Source organism: Pseudomonas sp. SIMBA_067, from assembly GCF_046534675.1.
GTDB classification, from domain to species: Bacteria; Pseudomonadota; Gammaproteobacteria; order Pseudomonadales; family Pseudomonadaceae; genus Aquipseudomonas; species Aquipseudomonas putida.
Genome location: NZ_JAWRYH010000365.1, coordinates 1 through 276 on the forward strand (window position 1 = coordinate 1; position 276 = coordinate 276).

Sequence of the window (276 nt, forward strand, 5' to 3'; positions counted from 1 at the left end):
GCGGAGTGTAAGAAAGTTGGCGTAAATCAGGTAGTTGGCGTAAACTTGTTTGACGTGTACCGCGGTAAGGGCGTTTCTGAGGGCTACAAGAGCCTCGCAATCAGCCTGATTTTGCAGGATACCAGCCGGACACTCGAAGAAGAGGAGATTGCCGCGACCGTTGGCAAATGCGTTGCGGCATTAAAAGAGCGATTCCAGGCAACCTTGAGGGATTGAACCTATGGCGCTTACAAAAGCTGAGATGTCAGAGTACCTGTTTGAGAAACTCGGGCTGAG

General features: G+C 51.1%; 1 protein-coding gene. It reads left to right on the plus strand.

Translation table 11 applies throughout. From position 1 onward, the window contains the following. A partial coding sequence (locus SB765_RS29460; protein ID WP_410932464.1) for a hypothetical protein occupies positions 1-216 on the plus strand: 216 nt, incomplete at its 5' end. Positions 217-276 lie beyond the last annotated feature (60 nt).